At 41.1% G+C, this 21,371-nt stretch carries 17 protein-coding genes; 10 read left to right on the top strand and 7 right to left on the bottom strand.

Going from position 1 to position 21,371, the window contains the following annotated elements; genetic code table 11:
- Window positions 1-56: 56 nt before the first annotated feature.
- Window positions 57-1,652, top strand: coding sequence for a lytic polysaccharide monooxygenase (locus tag ABZP26_RS18045; protein ID WP_013463005.1), 1,596 nt, complete (start codon window positions 57-59; stop codon window positions 1,650-1,652).
- A gap of 73 nt (window positions 1,653-1,725) precedes the next feature.
- Window positions 1,726-4,356: a glycosyl hydrolase family 18 protein gene (locus ABZP26_RS18040; protein ID WP_368485867.1), complete on the top strand. Its 2,631-nt coding sequence runs from the start codon at window positions 1,726-1,728 to the stop codon at window positions 4,354-4,356.
- A gap of 77 nt (window positions 4,357-4,433) precedes the next feature.
- On the opposite strand, the gene ABZP26_RS18035 is transcribed toward ABZP26_RS18040, so the two are convergent.
- Complete coding sequence (locus tag ABZP26_RS18035) at window positions 4,434-4,916, bottom strand: putative 4-hydroxy-4-methyl-2-oxoglutarate aldolase (RefSeq protein WP_368485866.1); 483 nt, start codon at window positions 4,914-4,916, stop codon at window positions 4,434-4,436.
- A gap of 349 nt (window positions 4,917-5,265) precedes the next feature.
- On the opposite strand from ABZP26_RS18035, the gene ABZP26_RS18030 reads away from it, so the two are divergent.
- A complete protein-coding gene (locus tag ABZP26_RS18030; protein WP_013463008.1) occupies window positions 5,266-6,729 on the top strand; it encodes a carbon starvation protein A in 1,464 nt (487 codons plus the stop codon).
- Window positions 6,730-6,801: 72 nt separating this feature from the next.
- On the opposite strand, the gene ABZP26_RS18025 is transcribed toward ABZP26_RS18030, so the two are convergent.
- Window positions 6,802-7,320 (bottom strand): TetR/AcrR family transcriptional regulator, encoded by a 519-nt coding sequence (locus ABZP26_RS18025; protein ID WP_013463009.1) that lies wholly within the window; start codon window positions 7,318-7,320, stop codon window positions 6,802-6,804.
- Between the two features lie 178 nt (window positions 7,321-7,498).
- On the opposite strand from ABZP26_RS18025, the gene ABZP26_RS18020 reads away from it, so the two are divergent.
- The 3 genes from ABZP26_RS18020 to ABZP26_RS18010 all read left to right on the top strand — a co-directional run bounded on the left by ABZP26_RS18020 (window position 7,499) and on the right by ABZP26_RS18010 (window position 9,348).
- The gene (locus ABZP26_RS18020; RefSeq protein ID WP_013463010.1) at window positions 7,499-8,119 is read left to right on the top strand and encodes a glutathione S-transferase; all 621 of its coding nucleotides are present in this window, start codon (window positions 7,499-7,501) and stop codon (window positions 8,117-8,119) included.
- 14 nt (window positions 8,120-8,133) lie between these two features.
- Window positions 8,134-8,826: a cupin domain-containing protein gene (locus tag ABZP26_RS18015; RefSeq protein ID WP_013463011.1), complete on the top strand. Its 693-nt coding sequence runs from the start codon at window positions 8,134-8,136 to the stop codon at window positions 8,824-8,826.
- Window positions 8,827-8,946: 120 nt separating this feature from the next.
- Complete coding sequence (locus tag ABZP26_RS18010; protein ID WP_368485865.1) at window positions 8,947-9,348, top strand: STAS/SEC14 domain-containing protein; 402 nt, start codon at window positions 8,947-8,949, stop codon at window positions 9,346-9,348.
- A 198-nt stretch (window positions 9,349-9,546) separates the two neighbouring features.
- On the opposite strand, the gene ABZP26_RS18005 is transcribed toward ABZP26_RS18010, so the two are convergent.
- From ABZP26_RS18005 to ABZP26_RS17995, 3 genes are all read right to left on the bottom strand, one after another.
- Window positions 9,547-10,491, bottom strand: coding sequence for a carbohydrate kinase (locus ABZP26_RS18005; RefSeq protein WP_368485864.1), 945 nt, complete (start codon window positions 10,489-10,491; stop codon window positions 9,547-9,549).
- A 125-nt stretch (window positions 10,492-10,616) separates the two neighbouring features.
- Window positions 10,617-13,010 (bottom strand): TonB-dependent siderophore receptor, encoded by a 2,394-nt coding sequence (locus ABZP26_RS18000; protein WP_368485863.1) that lies wholly within the window; start codon window positions 13,008-13,010, stop codon window positions 10,617-10,619.
- A 168-nt stretch (window positions 13,011-13,178) separates the two neighbouring features.
- Complete coding sequence (locus ABZP26_RS17995; protein WP_368485862.1) at window positions 13,179-14,408, bottom strand: sugar MFS transporter; 1,230 nt, start codon at window positions 14,406-14,408, stop codon at window positions 13,179-13,181.
- 175 nt (window positions 14,409-14,583) lie between these two features.
- Here ABZP26_RS17995 and gtfA point away from each other — a divergent pair, with 175 nt between their 5' ends.
- Window positions 14,584-16,056: a sucrose phosphorylase gene (gtfA, locus tag ABZP26_RS17990; RefSeq protein ID WP_368485861.1), complete on the top strand. Its 1,473-nt coding sequence runs from the start codon at window positions 14,584-14,586 to the stop codon at window positions 16,054-16,056.
- Window positions 16,057-16,129: 73 nt separating this feature from the next.
- Here the strand turns inward: gtfA and ABZP26_RS17985 are convergent, their stop codons facing one another.
- Window positions 16,130-17,161, bottom strand: coding sequence for a LacI family DNA-binding transcriptional regulator (locus ABZP26_RS17985; protein ID WP_016900594.1), 1,032 nt, complete (start codon window positions 17,159-17,161; stop codon window positions 16,130-16,132).
- A gap of 81 nt (window positions 17,162-17,242) precedes the next feature.
- Window positions 17,243-18,136, bottom strand: coding sequence for a helix-turn-helix domain-containing protein (locus tag ABZP26_RS17980; RefSeq protein WP_368485860.1), 894 nt, complete (start codon window positions 18,134-18,136; stop codon window positions 17,243-17,245).
- A gap of 195 nt (window positions 18,137-18,331) precedes the next feature.
- On the opposite strand from ABZP26_RS17980, the gene ABZP26_RS17975 reads away from it, so the two are divergent.
- From ABZP26_RS17975 to ABZP26_RS17965, 3 genes are all read left to right on the top strand, one after another.
- Window positions 18,332-19,852, top strand: coding sequence for an aldehyde dehydrogenase family protein (locus ABZP26_RS17975; protein WP_368485859.1), 1,521 nt, complete (start codon window positions 18,332-18,334; stop codon window positions 19,850-19,852).
- A 485-nt stretch (window positions 19,853-20,337) separates the two neighbouring features.
- Complete coding sequence (locus ABZP26_RS17970) at window positions 20,338-20,742, top strand: DUF1801 domain-containing protein (RefSeq protein ID WP_368485858.1); 405 nt, start codon at window positions 20,338-20,340, stop codon at window positions 20,740-20,742.
- Window positions 20,743-20,802: 60 nt separating this feature from the next.
- Window positions 20,803-21,333 (top strand): GNAT family N-acetyltransferase, encoded by a 531-nt coding sequence (locus tag ABZP26_RS17965; RefSeq protein WP_368485857.1) that lies wholly within the window; start codon window positions 20,803-20,805, stop codon window positions 21,331-21,333.
- The last annotated feature ends 38 nt before the right edge of the window (window positions 21,334-21,371 follow it).

Genomic DNA, 21,371 nt, shown 5'->3' with positions numbered 1-21,371 from the left:
AATGAGCGGTAGGCCTGAGCTTGCCCCATGTATTGAGTCTAATAAAGGATAAAATAATGGCATCAATTAAACTTAACACGATTACGCTATCTGCAATCGCAGGTGGCTTGCTACTGAGTATGCTAGCACCGCAAGTACAAGCACATGGTTATATGGATAGTCCTAAAGCACGCCAAGCATTTTGCCAAGATGATGGCGGATACTGGTGGCCAGAAGATGGCACAAATATTCCTAACCTTGCTTGTCGATCAGCATATCTAGAATCCGGCACGGTGCAGTTTGTGCAAGCGATTGAATTTTCTGTTAATACTCCTGACTATTTAAATCAAACCGCAGTTGAGGCCAGTATACCAAACGGCACTTTATGTGCTGGTGGCGATACAGCCAAACGCGGTATGGATTTACCATCACCACATTGGCAACGTAGTGACGTAGTGCCCAATGCTAATGGTGAAATTCAAGTTCGTTACCTTGCATCAACACCACATAACCCCAGCTTTTGGCAGTTTTACTTAACTAAGCCAACTTTTAATGCCGCTACTGATGTATTGACCTGGCAAGACTTAGAGCTAGTTCAGGAGCATCAAAATGTTGACGTGATTAAAGACACCGATGGTGAGCGTTATTATCAAATGAGTGTGGCTATTCCACAAGGACGCAACGGTGATGCCATTTTGTACAGCCGCTGGCAACGAAACGATGTTGTGGGTGAAGGCTTTTATAACTGTAGTGATATAAATATTGTAAACGACGCTGCTCCAACCAATCCGAATGCGTGGGCAAGCCTTGGGTACTTTGTACGTCAAGGGCAAAATGCCATTGCAGGCGACACTGTATGGGCTCGCTTATTTGATGAATCTGGCCAAGAGGTGATTAATCAACAACTTAAAATCAATGCCGATAATCAAGTAAATTGGCAGCAAGTGTTGGCGTCACAACTTAACCTTGATTATGCGCATTTAGTGCAGATTGGTGTGCAAAATCAAGTTGGTGATGTTGTATTTAACAGCGCTGATGTACTAACAAACCAAGTCTATGGAAGCAATCCAAATTACACTTATACATTAAGCGTGCAGGGCACCCCTGATAATACAGCGCCTATTGTTAGTAAGCCAGAAAACCTAGTAGTTGATGAAAACACCACCACGGCTGTGCATTTACATGCGTTTGATGATGAGCAAAATGCGTTAATTTATACTTGGTCAGTACCGGCACCACTGAGTTTTACCGGTAGCGATGCCAATATCAACTTAATTTCACCTGAAGTTTCAACACCTACAGATTATACCGTTGTGGTATCTGTTTCTGATGGCCAATTAACGACCCAAACCGAGTTTGTTGTCACCGTTAATGACAGCGTTATCAATGATCCTGCTATAGCGCCTTGGAGCACTACTGAGGTTTATCAAGCAACAGATAAAGTGAGTTTTCAAGAGCGTGTTTACTTAGCTAAATGGTGGAATCAAGGTCAGCATCCCGATAGTTCAAGTGCGTGGGAGCTTGTTGAGGAGGGTACTAATCCAGCAGCATGGAGTATTAACAAAGCCTATCAAGCAGGCGCAGAAATAATCTATCAAGGACAGCGCTATCGCGCTAATTGGTGGACTCAAGGCGATACGCCAGGACAAGCCGATGTATGGAAAACACTGTAACTAAAAGCCTAAGTTTTGTAGTTCAAACTTATTAAACCAAAATAACCACATTAAAAATAGATAAGAGAGAAATATGAATATTAAACAATTAACCGCAGCTATGGGTGTTGCACTATTTGCCGGTTCTGTATCGGCAGCGCCTTCTACACCAAGTATTAATTGGGAGCCACAGCAATATTCGTTTGTTGAGGTAGACCTTGAGGGAAACGGTTCTTACAAACAGCTGGTTACCCGTGTTGAGCAAGTTAATATCAACATTGAATGGAGTGCGTGGAGCGGTGATGGCGGCGATAGCTATAAAGTGTACTTTGATGACATGCTAGTAAATGAGGGCACGCTTGCTGATGGTTCTAAAAGTGGCACTATTTCATTCCCTTATGATAAAGCAGGCCGCCATACAATGTATGTTGAACTATGTGAAGGCGGCACGACCTGTGCAAGAAGTGCGGGTAAGCCAATTGTAATTGCTGACACTGACGGCGGACATTTAGCACCATTACCTATGGATGTTGACCCAAATAACCGTGATATTGGCGTTAAGCAAGATTTAGTGACGGGCGCTTACTTTGTTGAGTGGGGGATCTATGGCCGTGATTACGATGTAACGAATATGCCAGCACAAAACCTGAGTCATATTTTGTATGGCTTCATTCCAATTTGTGGTGAAAATGCGTCGTTAACTGGCGGTCCTAAGCGCGCACTGGAAACAGCCTGTGCGGGCTCTGCAGATTACGAAGTGGTTATTCACGACCCATGGGCCGCAGTACAAAAAGCATTGCCAGGGGTTGATGCTAAAGATCCCATTCGTGGTACTTACTCGCAGTTAATGGCACTAAAACAGCGCTACCCCGATATTAAAATTTTACCATCTGTAGGTGGTTGGACGTTATCAGACCCATTTGGTGGTTTTACTAATAAAGCAAACCGCGACACCTTTGTTGCCTCAATGGAAGAGTTTTTAAGAACCTGGAAGTTTTACGATGGTGTTGATATTGACTGGGAATTCCCAGGTGGTGACGGCCCCAATCCTGATATTGGCGATCCAATTAACGATGGCCCAGCCTATGTGGCGCTTATGCAAGAGCTGCGCGCTATGCTTGATAAACTAGAAGCAGAAACGGGTCGTACTTACGAGTTAACCTCAGCCATTGGTGCTGGTTACGATAAAATTGAAGATGTAGATTATCAAGCCGCAAGCCAGTACATGGATTACATTTTTGCCATGACCTATGACTTTTATGGCGCATGGAGTAACGTAACCGGTCATCAAACTGCACTTTACTGTGGCGAGCACATGAGTGTTGGTCAATGTAATGGCACTGGGCTTGATGAAAATGGCGAACCTCGTAAAGGCCCTGCTTATACCACCGATAATGCAGTACAGCTGTTACTTGCGCAAAATGTACCATCAAAAAAAATCGTCGTGGGCACAGCCATGTATGGCCGTGGTTGGGAAGGTGTTTACCCGCAAAATGCAGCGATTGATGGTAACCCAATGACCGCCCCTGGTAATGGCCCGTTAAAAGGCTCCACGGCACAAGGTGTATGGGAAGATGGAGTTATTGATTACAAGGGCGTTAAAGCCAATATGATTGGTGCGGCAGGCACAGGTATTAATGGTTTTGAAGTGGGTTATGATGAGCAAGCACAAGCCGCTTATGTATGGAATCGCTCAACTGGTAAACTGATCACCTATGATAGTCGTAAGTCTGTGCTGGCCAAAGGTGCGTATGTTAATCAGCATAACTTAGGCGGTTTATTTGCATGGGAAATTGATGCTGACAATGGTGACATTCTAAATGCAATGCATGATGGCTTAGGGGGCGTAGTTGCGCCGCCAAGTAATAAAAAACCGGTTGTTTCAGTGTCTTCATCTGTGTCTGTTAATTCAGGCGAGAGCATCACAGTAACGGCTTCTGCAACCGATGCAGATAACGATCCACTGAGCTTTAGCTGGAGTGCTGATAGCGCGCTAGTAGTATCTGGACAAAATACATCATCACTGGTTATTAATGCGCCAACAGTGACTACAGATACACAGTATGTTGCAACCGTTACAGTATCAGATGGTCAAGCAACAGTGAATCGTGATGTTGTTGTTAATGTTATTGCGCCAACATCAGGTGGCGAAAATACAGCACCGAGTGTTAATGCAATTGCTAATGTTAGTGTTGAAGAAGGCGCATCAGCAAGTGTTGCTGTAGTTGCAAACGATGCACAAAACGATGCGCTTACATATACGTGGACAGTACCAGCAGGCTTAACGTTAGTGGGCAGCGGTGCAAATGTAAGTATTAAGGCAGGCGCTGTAGATACAGATACAAACTTCACTGTTTCAGTTGCAGTCACTGATGGCGCATTAACCACAACGCAAAGCTTTAGCGTAACAGTGACAAATGGTGATACTACCACTCCACCTACAGAAGATTGGGATGCGAGTGTTGCATACGTTGGTGGCGATGTCGTCACTTATAATGGCGTTGAATATAAAGCAAAATGGTGGACTCAAGGTGAACGTCCTGATTTAGGCGGTGCGTGGGAGGCAACAACACAGCCTACAGATGATACGGGTGCTGCAATTTGGCAGTCATCGGCTATTTATAACAGCGGTGATGAAGTCTCTTATCAGGGCAACAAGTACCAAGCTAAGTGGTGGACTCAAGGGAACGAGCCAGGCGTAACCGATGTATGGTTAGCACTTTAATGTAAAACCTTATTGTTTGATTTTATAAAAAGCAGCTCTCGAGCTGCTTTTTTATCGCGAACAGCCACTTTGATTGTTCAAAACAAGGCTTTATTACTAATAATTAATCCATTGACATCAGCATACACCCAATCACCGGTATTAATTGTGGTGTTTAACATATTAACCGGGTGATCTTTGGCACCTAAACCGCGCTTAGTGGTGCAGCGCGGCGTAGCGCCTAGCGACATCACGGGTAAATCAAGCGTGGCAAGAATTTCAATATCGCGGCAGCAACCATTAATAATAATGCCTTGCCAGCCATTTTTTAGGGCTCGCTCTGCAATCATATCGCCAATGAAGGCAAAACGCTTACTAGCAAAGCCATCCACAACCAACACTTTGCCTTCACCATTTTCATGTAATATGTTGCCAGCAAACGAGTTATCGTCTGGGCAGGTGACAGTCACTACTTGACCATAAAAGAGAGTTTTATTACCAAAGTGTTGCAAGCCACTGTCAGCGACTTGCACATGGTCGCGATGTTCATCGTATAAATCGGGCGTAGTAAACTGTGTCATTGAGGGCATCCTTGTTTTTTATAAAGCCACGTAGGCCAACGGCAGTACATTAAAAGTAGTAATAATGTTTATCGTAGGCTAATTAATCATTCAGGTGTAGCTATTGTTGTAAATTGGCGTATAGATTTTAGTCGCAATATAAGCACTTTTAACGTTTTTTAACGCTTTTTTATAAGTAACTTATGCTGTTACTTAGTTTTATTTTTTTAAATAAATTTGATTTTGCCAGAGCATTAGCCAAACGTCTCATTGTTGCGTGCTTTTTCATATGCTACGTTCAATTGTTATTTTAAAATTTGGGCTGCAATACTTGGCCCTATACACACATACAAAAAGAGAAGCGTGCTTTATGATCATCTTTTTTATTTGCCTAACTATTTTAATATTAGGCTATAAGTTTTATAGCCCGTTTGTTGAAAAGCAAGCGGGCATGGATTCAACGGTCGACACACCACAAAAACGCTTTAGCGAAGGTGTTGATTACGTTGCAATTCACCCTGTTCGTGCATTTTTGATTCAATTTTTAAATATAGCAGGCGTAGGTCCCATATTTGGCCCAATACTGGGTGCATTATATGGTCCGGTTGCGCTTGTATGGATTGTGCTTGGTAATGTTTTGGGTGGCGCTGTACACGACTTCTTCTCAGGAGTAATGAGTATAAAAGAAGACGGGAAAAGCTTACCGGAAATAGCAGGGCACTACTACAACGTTGTATTTAAAGGCTTTATGCTTATTTTTACTGCGATGCTACTATTTTTTGTTGGTGTTGTATTTATTATGAGCCCGGCAGGATTATTAAGTAACCTTGATATATTTAAGGATACAATATTTGCAAATAATACCTTTTGGGTTTTGGCTATTTTAGCTTACTACTTTTTAGCCACGTTATTACCCATTGATAAAATCATCACTAAGTTTTACCCTATTTTTGGTTTGTTAATGATTGTGATGACAGTAGCTATTGCGGTATCACTGCTAATAAACGCACCGCATTTACCAGTAGCGGGCGACTTTTTAGCATACTTTGAGGCCGATCACGCTCATGACTTCTTAGCACCAAATCCTGATGGACTGCCCACTTGGCCGCTGCTATTTATAACCATTACCTGTGGTGCTATTAGTGGTTTTCACTCAACGCAAGCACCTATTATTGCCCGTTGTTTAACCAACGAAAAATACGTACGCCCAGTTTATTATGGTGCGATGATGTGTGAAGGCATTGTAGGTTGTGTATGGGCATTAGCGGGTATTGCTGCCTTCCCTGAAGGCTATGCGGGTTTAAAAGCTATGCTTGATTTAGGCGGTCCAGGTTTGGTGGTTAACCATATTGCAAACAGCTACTTAGGTGTATTTGGCGGTATTATGGCAATTATTGCTGTTGCTGTTTTCCCTATTACCTCAGGCGATACGGCGTTTCGTTCACTGCGCTTGACCGTGGTTGATGCGTTTAGTATTCCGCAAAGTTTACGTAATCGTTTATTGCTAGCAATCCCTATTTTAACCATTGCCTACTTTATGACTAAGCTCGATTTCTCTGTGATTTGGCGCTACTTCGCATTCTCAAATATGCTGCTTTCTACCAGTGTGTTGTGGCTTGCGACCAAGTATTTATTTGACCGTGGTACATTCCACTGGATCACTAGTATACCAGCAGTAATCGCTACAGCAGTGACCTTGTCATACATAATGACTGCGGCAATAGGGTTAAACTTATCAAGTGATTTAGGTAAACCGATTGGTGCAGCGGTGGCTGTTATAGGGTTTATTGTATTAGCTGTTGTGCATTCAAAGCATAAAGTGCGTACGGCTTAATAAATCGTAATCTCAAAAATGTAAAAGCGAGCCTTATAAAGGCTCGCTTTTTTTATACTTGATCGCCAATCGCTAAAAAGTGGCTTGTTCGAAGTAGCTGATATCATCTAGGGTTTTACTAATCATCATCGCCCCCTCTAATAAGCTCACTGTTTGTATTGCCGCGCGAGCAGGGTTTTTTTCACCATTCGCAGCGTGTGCTTGGGTTAACCAGGCTAAATTTTTATTAAAAAACCGCTGAACTTCAACCCGCACTTTATCAGGTAGGCTGTCGCTTTCTGCGCCGAGCAAGCCACATAAACACATTTTTTTATCAATCACGAGTGCATTTCTAAATAACTGAGTGTAAATATCAATAGGGTTTTTACCGTTTGCTTTGTGTGCCTCTGGTTCACCAAGTACAGCGATAAAGGCATCGGTATATTGATGCGCAAGCTCTGCACCTAAATCAGCTTTAGTTGGAAAGTGATAATGCACACTGGCACTTTTAATACCAATTTCATTGGCCAACTCTCTAAAGCTAAAATTGCTATAGCCACCAAGTCTAACTTTGTTTTCTGCTGCTTTTAACAGGGCTGCTTTTTTTGTCATTTTAAACTTCCTTCATATCGCTGCAAAAAATTATCAACCAGTAGGTAGTTATTTTCAAGCTCTTTTATTTTTAGTTTGCAAAGGTCGAGATCTTAATATAAATTACCTACCAGTAGGTAGGTAGTTTATTCTTGCCAGTATTAGCTCAAACTGTGATTAAAAATATAAAGAGATAATTATGAAAATTTATGATGTAGAAAACTTTCCTAATCCATTACGTGTCCGTATTGCGCTTGCTGAAAAAAAGGCGACTGATAAAGTAGAATTTGTTGCTGTCGATTTATTAAATGGTGAGCACCGTACTGAGGCTTTTTTAGCTAAAAACCCCTTAGCAGGCGTACCTGTTTTAGAGCTAGATGATGGAACGTTCATCGCAGAATGCACCGCAATTACTGAATATATTGATACCGCTTTTGCAGGCCCTTCATTAACCGGTGTTGAGGCAAAAGAGCGTGCAGTGATTAATATGATGCAAAAACGTGCGGAGTCAATGGTTCTTGATGCTGTAGCCACTTACTTTCATCATGCAACGGATGGTTTAGGCCCAGCGCTTGAAACCTATCAAAATGTTGCTTGGGGAGAAAAGCAAGGTGAAAAAGCGCGCCAAGGCTTTGTTTATTTTAATACAGTGTTAGCCAACTCTGCTTATGTTGCTGGTGAGAATTTTAGTGTTGCAGATATTACTTTGTACGCCGGTCTGGTGTTTGCAGGCTTTGCAAAAATAGCTATTCCTAGTGAGCTATCACATTTAATAGCATGGCAAGAAAAGGTCGCTCAGCGTCCAAGTATTGCCGCTTAGATATGGAGTCAAATATGAAAATTGCAGCTGATTTTAGCGAACGTGTTGTTGTACATAGCGAATCGTTAGAATGGATAGCCTCACCGATGGCGGGTGTTGATAGGCGTCCACTTGATAGAGTGGGCAATGAGGTTGCACGCGCAACCAGCATTGTACGATATGCGCCAAACAGCCATTTTTCTGCCCATACACATACCGGCGGTGAAGAATTTATTGTGCTTGAAGGTGTTTTTCAAGATGAACATGGTGATTTCCCCAAGGGCTCTTATATTCGTAATCCGCCTGAGTCAAAACATACACCAAGCTCTGAAAACGGGTGCGTGATATTTGTGAAATTATGGCAGTTTCAGCCAGAGGATAGAGAGCATGTTCGCTTGCAAACTAATACCATGTGCAGCGTTCCTCACCCTGAGTTTAGTAATGTAAATGTAGTTTCTCTTTATAAAGATGCCTTTGAAGAGGTGAGTATTTTAGCATTTTCACCTAACAGTGAAATATCGTTAAACGCCTTAGGTGGGGGCGAGCTTTTAGTACTTGAGGGCTCGCTTGAAGAGCAAGGCGATACATTAGTACAGCACAGCTGGTTAAGAGTGCCGCCTAACAGCGAAATTAAAGCAACAGCAGGCAGTGAAGGAGCCAGAGTGTGGCTTAAAATCGGTCATTTAACAGATGTTGAAAACCAAATAGCACGGCTTAAAAATGCATAATTCAGCATTTAATTAAAATGGGCACAATAAAAGTGATGTGCCTGTTTTTTGATCTACTTCACTATTGGTTAATAAGTTATCACCTATACTTGATGCTCATATTATTGTGGAGTTCGGGTTATGGTAAATTCAACACACGGCTTATCTATTGGTATTGAGCGCTCTGGTTGCGAGTTTTTTTTAACCTTAAAAGCTATAGGTACACTCACTCATAAAGATTATGAGGTGATCACGCCGATGATTGACTCTGCGCTTGGCGAAGTTAAACATCCTATTGTTAATGTACTCATAGATGGTACTGAGCTTGATGGCTGGGAACTTAGAGCTGCATGGGATGATTTAAAACTTGGCTTAAAGCATAACAAAGAATTTAAAAAAATAGCCATATACGGCAACAAAGACTGGCAATCAACCATCGCTAAATTAGGCAGTTGGTTTGTATCAGGTGAAATTCAATATTTTGAGAACGCCACTGCGGCTTTAGAATGGTTAAAAAGTAATGATGAAGAAGCGGATGCTTAAATAAAGGCCATAATCGGCCTTTATTTTTAAAGTATTTATACCAATTCGCTTAATTAAGTGATCTATTTTGAGGCTGGAAAAACGTGTTGATAGCTAGGCAAAAAATTTGCTATTTAGTTGTTCTAAATGAGAATTTTTTAACGCAGATAGCAACACGTTTAGCCCCGTAAAATGATTAAGTATTATTGCGGATTGGTATTATACCTCTTGAAGTGTAGGTAATGCGGGAAATGCCCCCTTAGCTAAGCAGGCTTTAGAGCCACAGCGCAAACCAAAACTTAAAGCGTGTTTTACTAGATGCTCATTATTAATTTTTTCGATGAGCGGGCTATTTTCATCGGTGTGATTTAAATAATATAACACGCCTGCAATAAACGCATCACCGGCACTGGTAGTATCCACAGCATTAATGATTGGCGCCGATTCATTTAATATAAATCCCTTATGGTAAACCGTTGCCGGTGCAGGGCCATCGGTTAAAAATACCAATTTAACACCTATATTTAAAATAGATTGTAAGTAATCATCAGGTGCATGCTGTGTTTGCTCAGCTAAAAAGTTCAGCTCATCACGCGATAGCTTAACAATGTCGCAATACGCATAACACGCGTGTACATTGTGTTCAATGTCATTGCTATTTTGCCACAAGCTATAGCGTAAATTTACATCAAAGCTAACGAGTTTATGGTTGTTTTTAGCCAGCTTTAAAGCACACACGGTGGTGTTTGCAATGGCTGGATTGGTTAACGTGTTGGAACAAAAGTGTAGGGTACTCAATTCATCCCATTTGATATGGCATAAGTGATCACTCGTTAACAGTAAATCGGCGGTATTGTGGCGATAAAAATTAAAGCTGCGTTCACCGGTTTCATCTAAACTCACAATAACCACGGCCGTTTGAGAGTCTTTAATCGTAAATAAGTACTCTGTACTTACTTTATATTGCGCAAGCGATTTACTTAATTGTTTAGCAAAGTAGTCATCACCCATACCGCCACAAAAAGCAGCCTTGCCGCCTAACTTTGCATAACCTACCGCTACATTGGCAGGGGCACCTCCTGCAATGGGCAAATAAGCACTGTTTTGAGAATCTTGTGGCAGCATATCAATAAGTAGCTCGCCGAGGCTAAGTAATTTGGTCATAGTGTAAATCCTAAAAAACCCAGCAGAGCTAGGTCAAAATTCAAGGGAGAATTATTAAAACTAATTAAAGTTAGTGTAACAATCGCTGAAAAACATAGCTTCTGCGCTTGTTACACTAACGATGGTTAGTTAAACGCGTATTTAAGCGTTATTGATGTTGTGCGGCCATTAATAGTACGGGCGCGAATAATGTTATTATCTGGAATTGAGCCTTCTTCAGCTTCTGTAATACCTACCGTATCGAATAAGTTATTTACATTAAGTGCAATATTAAGGTTTTCAGATAAATCGTAACTTACAAAGCCATTTACTTGAGTGTAACCGTCAAATTTAAGGTCGTTATTGTCTTGAGCGTAAGCATCAGTAGTACCAATAAAGTTGACACCGGCAGCACCTTTATCAAAGCTATAACGAGCCATTAAAGAGTAGATTAAATCAGCTTGGCGGCGTGGCGTATTACCTACCACTTCAGGGGTAAGTGCATCCTTAGCAATTTCTGCATCAGTCCATGTTAAGTTACCACGAAAATCCCATGCATCGATGAAGTAAGTTGATTCAATTTCAATCCCTTTTGCTTCGTACTCACGGTCAAAAAAGGTTTGCGATGTTGCTTCAAAGTTTTGCTCTTCTGTTTCTGCATAAAACGCTGTTGCAAAAACTGAGAGTGAATCAAAACGTTTTTTAACCCCAAATTCATACTGGTTTACTTCATCAACGGCATCTTCATCAGCAACCGAACCGTCAGCGCGTACTTTACCAAATAAAAGTCGGTCAGCATTTGCACGGCCACCTTTACTCAATCGTGCAAATGTCGCAAGGCTTGAATCAATTTGGTAGTTAGCCCCAATTGAATAGGATGCATAATCCCAATCGTAATTTACTGGGCTAGCATTTGCGGTATCAATGCCTGCTACATTTTGTTCAGGAACTGAAATCACTCCATCGCGATTCATATCGACCGTTGAGGTAACGGCACCTGCATAGTTGCCGCGTGCTTCACCACTATCGTAACGAGCACTTGCGTCAATACTTACATCACCCACTTTTGTTGAAAATGAAACGTACGGGGCGCGGGTATCGTATTCTGTATCGTAATCACGCTGACAACAGTTACCCCAAAAAGGCGTTCCGTATGCATATAAGCCATTTTCAGAAAACGCTGTACCATCGGCAGCTGTTACATTTAGTAGCGCCGCATTATCGCCCTTAAGCTCCATTAGGTAAGAGTTCCATAACCATGACATAGCAATATTTTGCGTTGAAGCATAGTAACCAAATGTAACGCTTGTATCATCGCTTAGTGATTTAGTTAGTTTGAAGTCGTTCACAATAGAGTCAAAGTCGTTCATTGTGACGTCAAACGTATGAATACGCATGGCTAAATCGTCATTAAATGCAGCTCCGGTATTTGCATTACTAAGCGTTGCACCTGCGCCGCCAATACTTTGTGCAATAGCAGTCGCGCTGCCTACTTCAGCAGGAATAAGTGAATTAAAGTTACCGCTAACAGAGGATTTACGAAAACGGTTTTCAATACGCCAATCGTTATCTAAGTCAAATACAGCTTCAAAACCCACTGAGTCAACTTGCGGGTTCATGCCATCGCGAATATCGCCGCTACTAATTTGATTTTCGCCATTTAAACGCACTGTTTTAGTAAATAATGCTGAATGCGGGGTATCTGATTGTGCGTCAAACCCTGGGATTGAGTCACCATTTGCATACATTGGCATTGGTAAGTAACCCACGCTTTTGTCATCTAAATGTTTGTAATAAAGACGCACGTAACCGTTTTCAAAGTCTTTGGTAAGGTTGGCTTTAATTTGCCCACCTTTATTTGATGTGTAACCTGTTTCACGCGGGCCTTCACCTTGGCGCACAAAACCACCTACATGAAAACGTACGCTATCACTAAGGTAAGTTCCGTATTCAAAGTCTGTACGAATAGTGTCGTAATCAAGGCCCAGTGTTGTAGAAACACTGCCTGATTCGTTTTCACCATTTTTAGATATAAAGTTAATTATGCCGCCCGGTGAATTACTTGCTGCAGTCGAGGCCGAACCACCGCGAATTGATTCGATAGTTTGTACGGTATTATCTAGGCGCATAAATATATCAGCGTTACCAAAAGCAATATCACCGTATTGCATAACGGGTAAACCGTCTTCTTGTAATTGTAAAAACTTAGCACCACCAGAGGCCACAGGTAAGCCGCGTACAGCAATGTTTGCGTTACCTTCACCGCCGGTTGACTCTGAGCGTACGCCCGGAATAATTCTAAACGCTTCAGCAGTTGAACGCGGTGTAGATACTTCAACTTGAGCAAGCGATAAACTGCTCACTGATGAGCTTGATGCCATAATGGTTGTACGACGTGGTACACCGGTTACAACGATAGTCTCAAGACCTTTGTTAGCTTGCGCTTGTGTGTTTTGCTCTTCTTGTTGTGCATAAACGCCTTGGCTTACAGCCAGCGCTAAAGCACTCATTAAATATAAAGGTGTGTTGTGTGTTGTCATGTGAACGCCTCGCTTTGTGAGCCCGAAGGGGTTTGTTATTTTTACTTAATCGATTAAGTAAAAATAACAAATCTTTTACAATAAGCAAATTATTTTATTCTTTATTTGCTGTTTTTTTACTCATCTATTGATTTATATAGTGTTTTTTTTAGCCCCCAATTTGTTGATTTACTCAGTTATTAGGTTGCTCTCTTGTAAAGCGCAGGCTGATGGGTCACGGAAATAGTTAAACAGCATCGCTAAAAATAAAATAATGGCAAAGCCGGTTGCAAGGTAAAAACCATAACGTACATGACCAAAGTAATCGCTGATCATACCCATAAATAAAGGCGCTAATGCGGCTGAAAGTGCAGTGAAAAATAATATAACCCCAGCAACTGCGCCATGTTGTTGTACCGGGAAGCACGATATTCCTTTGGAGTTTAAGGTCGGGTAAACCATCGACATAAATAACCCTGAAAGCGGCAATAAACCAACAGCCCAATCAACGCCACCGACTAAAGTACCCACATAACACAATGCGATACCTAAACTTAAGTAAGCCATAACACCTTGCCAGCTATAGCGGTTTAATAACCACACCGCAATAAAACGCCCTGCGGCACGCAGTATAAAAAATATGGTGAGTGCATAGGTTGCCAAAAGGGGCCAAGAGCCTGTGTAGTCTTTTAACAGCGTCGGCATCCATACGTAAATGGCAACCTCGGTTGCAACATAAAGCGCAATGGCGAGCGAAAAGCCAAGCGCGTAGGGGTTTTTAATCATTTTCATGGTGGTAGCAAGTGAAGCGGGCTTTTCAGTGCTTTTAACAACGCTTGGATACTCTGCATGCCACGCTAAAAACGCTAAAATTAAGCACATAATGCCGGCAATAATATATAAATAAGTCCAACTTACATTTTGTACCAGTAATACACCAACAAGTGCAGGTCCAACAATGGCACCAATACCAAAAAAGCCTTCTACTTTGTTCATGGTTTTAGTGTGCTCTGCGTTGCTATGAGAAATATCGCCTAATAACGCCAAAGCGCCGGTTTTAAATAAGCCAATAGCTAAACCAATACAGCAAAGCAAAAAAACAAAAAATATAAAGCTGCTACTAATGGCGAATAAAAAGCAACTCGCAGAAAATATTAATAACCCAAGCATAATCGTTTTTTTACGCCCGAGGCTATCGGCTAAAAAGCCTAAAAATAATCCGCTAAAGGCAATGAGTGCCATAGGCGCATAGTGGAATGCGCTGGCTTGGGTCATGCTTAAACCAAATTCAGTTATGAGCTCGGGAATGATCATGCCAACGGCATCGGAGGTCATGGCAAACATAAAAAACATCATATATGTGAGCCAGCGAATTTGTTGCAACGGATCGCTGCTTACGTGTGTGTGTGATTTTGTCATGTGCTTTTCCTCGTTAAATGCGTTCTTAACACTCAGTAAGTCAGTCAGTTACTGATTATAGTATTAATGTCGCCACGATATTTGTATGTAAAATTTATAAAAATAACTTGTAAATTCGTACGTGCTAGTTAAAGATATATCTTAATCGATTAAGTTTCAACATGGTAATCACACAATGATGAAGAATAAAGTTCAATTGATCACATACGCTGATCGAATTACTGGCCAAGATATAAATGCACTTACCACTCTTTTACATGGCCCATTAGAGGGCGTTTTTGGTGGTGTGCACTTATTGCCATTTTATAACCCAATTGATGGCAGCGATGCAGGCTTTGACCCGATTGATCATAGTGAAGTTGATTCTCGAATCGGTACTTGGGACGACATAAAGGCACTCGGTAAAGACCATGATTTAATGGCTGATCTAATAGTGAACCATGTGTCGGCGCAATCTTTTCAATTTCAAGATGTGCTGGCTAAAGGTAAAGCGTCAGCATTTTGGGATTTATTTTTAACCAAAGAAGACGTGTTTCCCAATGGCATGAGCGAGGCTGAGCAGCAAGCTATTTACCGTCCACGCCCAGGCAGTTGTTTTACACCAATGAAATGCGGTGATGGTCAAACGTATGATTTTTGGACCACTTTTACCGACAATCAAATTGATATAAACGTAAAAGTAGAGGCGGGAATTGCGTATTTAAATAATGTACTTACTAAGTTCTCTGCTAACAACGTTAATATTATTCGTTTAGATGCAGCAGGTTATGCCATTAAGCAGGCGGGTACTAATTGTTTTATGCTAGATGAAACGTTTGGCTACTTAGATAACTTATCAAAGCAAGCCAACGATTTAGGCATGGAAACCATTGCAGAAATTCATAGCCATTATCAAACACAAGTAGATGTAGCTAAGCGCGTTAATATGGTTTACGACTTTGCGTTGCCACCACTTATTCTACATAGCTTGTTTAATAACAATGCGGATGCATTACTCAAATGGCTAAAAATATCGCCGCGTAACTGTTTAACGGTACTTGATACGCATGATGGCATAGGCATTATTGATGCAGGCCCAATGGGTGAAAAACCAGGCTTATTAAATGCAGAGCAAATTGATAACCTAGTAGAAACCATGCATGCAAATAGTAACAATCAAAGCCGCCAAGCAACAGGCGCGGCTGCCAGTAATGTCGATTTATATCAAGTAAACTGTACTTATTACAATGCATTAGGCGCTAATGATTTTGACTATTTACTGTCGCGCGCAATTCAATTTTTTGCGCCAGGTGTACCGCAAGTTTATTACGGCGGCTTATTTGCCTGTGAAAACGATATGGAACTGTTAGCAAAAACCAATGTTGGCCGTGATATAAATCGCCCATATTTGAACGCGGCTAAAATAGAGCAAGCCCTTAATAAACCGGTAGTAAAAGGGCTCATAGAGCTAATTAAAATGCGTAATGCACATCCCGCATTTGCAGGTGAATTTTCGGCTCAAGGCGGCGCAAGTGTTTGTTGTTTAATGTGGAAGCTTGAACAACAATCAATTTCATTGAGGATTGACTTTGCAAGCCGTATTGCACTTATTTCGCAGGTTAATGGCACTCAAGAAAGCACTCTAAACTTACAAAGTTTATTGGCTTAAATAGCTTTATTTGTTGAAAACCAAAAGCCAAGCAGCCTCTGTTTGGCTTTTTTATTTGCTTTATTAGCAGTGCTTAGCTACTTGCACCAATATCGAGTGCGTAACCTACTTCATATTGTTTTTCTTCTTTAGAAATAAATAAGTTAGCAGCCATAACGCCCTTTTCTTGGCTATTTTGATGAATTGTAGTGAGACGAGGTACAAAACGAGCGGCTTCTTCTATGCCATCAAACCCCACAATACGCAGCTCACTGCCTATTTTTATCCCTTGTTTTATGGCTTCTCGCATGGTGGCAAGGGCAATTAAATCACTCATGCATATAATCACGTTAGGGCGAGGGGAGGCTGTTAATACCTCTTTTGCGGCAATATTTGCAAAGCGCTCACTGCTTTCAGGAATATTCCAAATGCGGTCGTCGGCAACCGTTATATTAGCCTCACTTAAGGCGCGTTGATAACCACGCAAACGTTGATGCGAAATAGATTGGCCAGTTTCAAATTCGTGATGTTCGTATACCCGACACAATACATTTTCATCAAGTAATCTTAAACCTAATATAGCCACTTTATCATCTTGATTATGCAAAACATGTTTGGCTATTTCATAACTGGCTTGCTCGTTATTAACATTAATTGAGGCGTTACGGGCAATGTCAAAATCAACCGTCACCACATGTTTAGAGACTGTTTTTAGTTGCTCTACTAGTGCTTTATTGCGCGGGCGACCATAACAAATAAAGCCATCGACAAAATCAACAACGCTGTTGAGGTTGTCACTATTGCCTGAAAACAATAAAACATTAATATTGTTTTTTTCAAGTACCGAGGTTACTCCCCGCATAAAACTGCTCGCAACAGGGTCTGATACCATGTATTCCACGCTATCAGGAAGGACTAATGCAACAATATTAAACGTGCCACTTCGCAAAGACTGAGCCGCTTTATTAGGGCCATAATACCCCAGCTCTTTGCACGCTTTAAGTATGGCTTCGCGGCGTTTAGCAGAGAGTTGATCCGGGCGATTAAACGCATTTGATACCGTAGCATTAGACACACCTAATTCTTTGGCAATACTCTTTAATGTCCAGCGGGTGGGTTTACTCATCGGTGACTCATTACTACTTACAACATTGCAAACAATCTAGCATATTAGGCTGTTTAATATAACAAAAACTGTTGTTTTAGGTTAATGGCGACACGCTTTTGGTGCAATACCAAAAGTTTGCTTAAACAAACGGCTAAAATGACTGGCGCTATTAAAACCCAGGTCGTAGCATACCTTGCTTATAGCGTGGCCTTCTAATAAAAGCGTGCGGGCTTTTTTAAGCCTAAGTTGTTGCTGCCAAAGTGCAGGGCTTGTACCAAAAGCAAGTTTAAATTGCTGGTAAAACTTACTACGGCTCATACAGGTTATTTTGCACAAGGTGTTTATGTCGAGGTTTTCGCTTAAATGCTCTTCAATATAATGCAGTGCATCACTCACGTTACTTTTTAGGCGCAGCTTATCGCAGTTTGCCAGCAATAAATCACGGCTTTGTTGTTGTAATAAACGGGTGATCAATTCGTTTAACGATAAATCAATTAAGTAGTGTCGCTCAGCGCCTTGCTCACTAAATAAATGCACCATGCGCTCTAATAACTGCTGAGTTTGCGTATTATGTTGGGTATGCACTAAATTAGGGGTGTATTCAAACAAGGTATCACTAGCAAAGCTTTGCTGCATATTAAGCGCATTAGCCACATTGGTTATTTTATCGGTGCTTATTTCAATGGCTAAACAGGTGGTGGGTGCGTTTAAGGATGCATGCGGGAAATCAATCAGCACGCTTTGCTCGGGTGCTAATACAAACGATTCATGTGGTAAAAACGCTTTATGATAATGACTACTCTCAACATGCATTATTTTTTTACCACTGAGCATGGCACAAAACAGTAATTCGTTTGAGTGCAACGCCACTTTTTGCGCACTTTTATAGGTATCGTAAATACTTAGCTCAGAGTTATCGGCAGCAAAGGTCACTTTGTTTTCAATCAGTACATCAAGTTGTTGGCGTTTTTTATTTAACTGAGATGTGTGCATGTTCAGCCTTTTTTAATCGTTATAGAGCGTTTTTAATGTGGACTCACAGACAACTTTTTTGGACAGCTAAGCAAGTTTTTAAGCGCTTAATGGTCTAATGTCAATCAATACCGATTAAATATAAAGCAAGTTGCTACATTACTCTAACAAATTTCGGCTTAGACTTTTAGCTAACAACAACAAGAGAACACACATATGATTTACGCAAATCCAGGTTCAGCAGACGCACTCGTCACATTTAAACAGCAGTATGGTAATTACATTGGCGGCGAGTGGGTTTCCCCAGTTAACGGCCAGTACTTTGATAATATAAGCCCAGTTAATGGCAAGGTATTTTGTAAAGTACCGCGCTCAGATAAAGACGACATAAACCTTGCACTCGACAAAGCCCATGCAGTAAAAACCCAGTGGGGCACTACCTCAGTCGCCGAGCGCAGCAATATACTATTAAAAATTGCCGACCGTATTGAACAAAACTTGGAGCTACTTGCAGTGGCCGAAACATGGGATAACGGCAAAGCGATTCGTGAAACCCTTGCCGCTGATATTCCACTGGCCGCCGATCACTTTCGTTACTTTGCCGGTTGTTTGCGTGCTCAAGAGGGCAGTATTGGCGAGATAGACGAAACCACGGTGGCGTATCATTTTCATGAGCCTCTAGGCGTTGTAGGGCAAATTATTCCGTGGAACTTCCCATTATTAATGGCCGCATGGAAATTAGCGCCTGCACTTGCAGCAGGTAACTGTGTAATATTAAAACCCGCAGAGCAAACACCCGCCTCAATCTTAGTGTTAATGGAAATTATTGGCGATTTACTGCCAGGGGGTGTTTTAAATGTGGTAAACGGCTTTGGTAAAGAAGCTGGTGAAGCACTGGCAACTAGTACGCGCATTGCTAAAATTGCCTTTACAGGCTCAACTCCTGTGGGCTCACATATTTTAAAATGTGCAGCCGAGAATATTATTCCTTCAACGGTCGAGCTTGGGGGGAAATCGCCTAATATCTTCTTTAGCGATGTTATGGAAAAAGACGACTCATATTTAGATAAGGCAATTGAGGGTGCCATTCTTGCCTACTTTAACCAAGGTGAAGTATGTACTTGTCCATCACGCTTGTTCATTCAAGAAGATATTTATGAGCAATTTATAGAACGTATTTTAAAACGTACTAAACAAATTAAACGTGGCAACCCGCTTGATAGTGAAACCATGGTAGGCGCACAAGCCTCTAAAGCACAGTTTGATAAAATTTTAAGCTACATTGAAATTGGTAAAGAAGAAGGTGCTGAAGTATTAACTGGCGGCCATGTTGAGCAATTAAGCGACGAGCTAAACGGCGGGTATTACATTCAACCTACACTATTAAAAGGACGTAATGACATGCGCGTGTTCCAAGAAGAAATTTTTGGCCCCGTTATTTCAATGTCGACCTTTAAAGACGAAGCCGAAGCACTTGAACTGGCTAACAGCTCAGAATTTGGTTTAGGCGCAGGGGTATGGAGCCGTAATATGAATCGTGCTTATCACTTTGGTCGCAAAATAGAAGCAGGTCGTGTATGGACTAATTGTTACCATATGTACCCAGCACATGCAGCGTTTGGCGGTTATAAAAAGTCTGGTATAGGCCGCGAAACTCACAAACTCGCGCTTGATCATTACCAACAAACTAAAAACTTGCTAGTAAGTTACAGCGAAGATCCGCTTGGCTTTTTTTAATAACGCGTTTTAGTTTAAACAAACAACCTATAAGTAATGAAAGCGCTACATTTTTGTAGCGCTTTGTTTTTTAAAACCCAATACCATTGCATTAAATTAGTGGCCAATTATAACGATATATATATGGCTCAATCATGAGGCGAAAAAAATCGCAGTGAATTATTCACAAAGAGGGTAAAGAGGCGCTGCGCTTTTAGAGGTACAAATAAGTAATCAAATTTTAGACATCGGGCACCAGTTAATGTTTTTTTGTAAACGCGTGTACATTAACAGAGCAAATTAAGGTTTGTGTATTTTGGTTTATTACAGTGATACGCTCAAATATTGTATCGATTGAAATAGTAAGAACGAGTTAGCGCCCAGCTTGGTGCATCAACTCAATGAATTAACCACTACAAAATTGTAAAGTATGAAAAGCTAATGGCAACAGTCGATATATATCTAGTATCCTGTTTAAATGAATATGTGCAGGCAAGGAAGGTTTAATGAACGAAGGTGTGAAGGTTCGATTTGATGAATACCCAGCAAACGTAAGAACACGGTTAGAAGAATTGCGTCACTTAATTTTAAGTGTTGCCACAGAGTTAAAATTGGGAGAGGTCACTGAGTCTATTAAATGGGGAGAGCCTAGTTACAGTGTTAAAACTGGTAGCCCAATCCGACTTGATTGGAAGTTAGAATGCCCAAATAACTACTATTTGTTTTTCAATTGCAATACAAAGCTAATTGACACATTTCGTGAGTTATTCAATGACGAGCTTGAGTTTCAAGGTAATAGAGCGATAGTATTAAGCTTACTAGAATCCATCCCCGAAAGAACGATAAAACACTGTATTAAACTTGGTTTAACCTATCATCAGCGTAAACATTTTCCTTTATTAGGCATGTAACATAATACTCATTTTGGTGTTGTGCTTTTTATCTTTCATATTTAATTACAGTGAGGTTTAATGAATATATGTGAAACCCAAAGGTTGGTTATCCGGCCATTTTCAATTGATGATGTGCCGGCATTAAGTAAAATTCTTAGTGACGATGAAGTGATGAAATACTCGATTCGTGGTGCGTGCGATGAAGCCGCAACTCGTGAATTCATAAAGTGGTGTATACAATGCTACGATTCATATGGGTTAGGCCCATGGGCATTAATAGATAAACATAGCGATTTGCTCATTGGGTTTTGTGGCGTTTCCCCACAAAGTGTCGCGGGAAACGAAGAGCCTAATTTAGGGTATCGATTAGCGGTCGGGTTTTGGAATAAAGGATTAGCGTGCGAAGCTGCTAAAGGGGTTTTAGAGTATGTGTTTACTCAAACTACTCATCAATCAGTCGTTGTTATTATTGAACCTGAGCATATTGCGTCATTAAAAGTAGCAAAGAAAATTGGCTTTACAGACTACAGTACTCATGAATTTCATGGTCGCACTGTGCAGCTATATCGATTAACTAAGGCGCAGTGGAGTAATCATTTTGTTAGCTAAATTGTAATCTCTCATATTTTCTCTTAGATCTTCAATTA

The organism is Pseudoalteromonas sp. SD03 (assembly GCF_040937955.1).
Taxonomy (GTDB): Bacteria; Pseudomonadota; Gammaproteobacteria; order Enterobacterales; family Alteromonadaceae; genus Pseudoalteromonas; species Pseudoalteromonas tetraodonis.
Note: the sequence above shows the minus strand (reverse complement) of the source record. Positions and strands in the feature narration are given on the sequence as shown.